The organism is Micromonospora sp. M51 (assembly GCF_018070305.1).
GTDB classification, from domain to species: domain Bacteria; phylum Actinomycetota; class Actinomycetes; order Mycobacteriales; family Micromonosporaceae; genus Micromonospora; species Micromonospora parva.
The window spans coordinates 1-2,100 of the sequence record NZ_JAGPXZ010000930.1 but is presented as its reverse complement, the minus strand read 5'-3'; the positions used below and the strand labels follow the sequence as shown (position 1 = coordinate 2,100).

General features: G+C 73.9%; 2 protein-coding genes and 1 pseudogene. All 3 read left to right on the top strand.

Annotation, left to right across the window (positions count from 1 at the left end; genetic code table 11):
- Positions 1 to 743 (top strand): acetyl-CoA C-acyltransferase (locus tag KBX53_RS30890; RefSeq protein ID WP_210863264.1); only part of this gene is annotated, 743 nt, incomplete at its 5' end.
- 110 nt (positions 744 to 853) lie between these two features.
- On the top strand, positions 854 to 1,666 hold the full coding sequence (locus KBX53_RS30885; protein WP_030337630.1) for an SAM-dependent methyltransferase: 813 nt from the start codon (positions 854 to 856) through the stop codon (positions 1,664 to 1,666).
- Between the two features lie 82 nt (positions 1,667 to 1,748).
- A pseudogene (locus tag KBX53_RS30880) lies at positions 1,749 to 2,100 on the top strand (GGDEF domain-containing protein); the annotation flags it as partial.

Sequence of the window (2,100 nt, the reverse complement as noted above, 5' to 3'; positions counted from 1 at the left end):
GTGACGGCTGGGGTGTCGACTCGCTGCCGGAGACGGCGGAGCTCGTGGCCGCCGAGTACGGCGTCAGCCGGGCCGAGCAGGACGCCTTCGCGTACCGCTCGCAGCAGCGCGCGGCCAAGGCACAGGCCGACGGCCGCTTCGCCGAGGAGATCGTGGCGGTGTCCGTGCCGGCCGGTCGTCGGGAGACCCGGCTGGTCGAGGTCGACGAGCACCCCCGGGAGACCACGCTCGCGAAGCTGGCCGCGCTGCCCACCCCGTTCCGCGACGGTGGCACGGTCACCGCCGGCAACTCCTCGGGCGTCAACGACGGCGCGGTCGCGCTGCTGGTGGCCAGCGAGGCGGCGGTTTCCCGGTACGGCCTGACCCCGCTGGCCCGGATCGTCGGTGCCGCGGTGGCCGGTGTGCCGCCGCGGATCATGGGGATCGGCCCGGTGCCGGCCACCCGCAAGCTGCTCGACCGCGTCGGCGTCGGGTTGGACGCCGTGGACGTGGTGGAGCTGAACGAGGCGTTCGCCGCGCAGTCCGTGGCGGTGCTGCGTGAGCTGGGGCTGCCGGTGGACGCCGACCACGTCAACCCGAACGGTGGGGCCATCGCGCTGGGGCACCCGCTCGGTGCCAGCGGGGCACGGCTGGCGCTGACCGCCGCCCTGGAGCTGCGCCGTCGCGGCGGCCGACGGGCGCTGGCCACCATGTGCATCGGCGTTGGTCAAGGCATCTCGCTGTTGCTGGAGTCAGCCGCCTAGAGTGGTCCACACCACACGACCCGCGGGTCGGCCGGCGCTCGCGCGTGCCCGTGGCACGCCCGTCCGCCGGTGCCGTCCCGCGCCGCGGCGATGAACTGGGGAGCACACTGATGCCGGACGGACTGCCGACCGAGATCGATCTGACCAGGCCGAGCGCGGCCCGGGTGTATGACTACTTTCTGGGTGGGGCGCACAACTTCGAGATCGACCGGCAGCTGGCCGAACAGATCGCCAGCATGACCCCGAATCTCGCCGCCACCATGCGGTCCGGTCGGGAGTTCCTCCGCCGGGCCGTCCGGGTGCTGCTCGACGCCGGCATCGACCAGTTTCTCGACATCGGCTCCGGGATCCCCACCGTGGGCAACGTGCACGAGGTGGCGCAGGGAGTGAACCCCAAGGCCCGCGTGGTGTACGTCGACATCGACCCGGTGGCCGTCGCGCACAGCCGGGAGCTGCTCGCCGGCAACGAGCTGACCGGGGTGATCCACGCCGACCTGCGGGAGCCGGAGCGGATCCTCGCCGAGACCCGACAGCTCGGGCTGATCGACTTCAGTCGACCGGTGGGCATCCTGCTGGCCGGGGTGGTGCACTTCATCCCGGACGCCGACCGTCCCGAGGCGATCCTGGCCACCCTGCGGGAGGCCGCCGCGCCGGGCAGCTTCCTGGTCATCTCGCACTCCACCTTCGAGGACCAGCCGCAGGAGATGCTGGACGCCCAGCGGCTCTCCGCCCGTACCGCCACCGAGATCACCCTGCGCTCCCGCGCACAGGTCACCGGTTTCTTCGGCGACTGGACCGTCCTGGAACCGGGTGTCGTGCACATGCCGCTCTGGCGTCCCGACTCACCGTCCGACGTGGACGAGCACCCGGAGCGGTTCGGCGCCTTCGGAGGCGTCGCCCGGTACGACCAGCCCGCCGGCTGACCCCGTGGCCGCCGTCCCGGACCCCGCCGGGGTCGACGCCGGCCGGGACCCCGCCGGGGTCGTTGCCGGCTGGGCCGATGCCGTGGGGTACGCCGCCGACTGGGCCCGCGCGGTGCGCCGTCTCGGTTTCGTGCCACTGAGCCTGGCCGAGACCGAGCGGCTGCTGCTGGCGCACACGGTCCGGCTGGCCCAGGCGATACGGGCGGAGCCGTTCAGCGTCGGCCCCGCCGAGGAGGTCGGGCGGGCCCTGGTGGAGGCGCACCTCACCGAGCCGCAGGCGCTGGAGTGGACGCTGCACGCGCTCGGCGCGACCTTCGGGCGGCGGGTTCTCAGCGACGGTGAACGGCCGGCCGACCTCGCCGACCGGATCGCCGCGATGCAGGGCGGCCTGGCCGCCGGGTTCGCCCGCGCGCTGCGCGACCGCACCTTCAGCC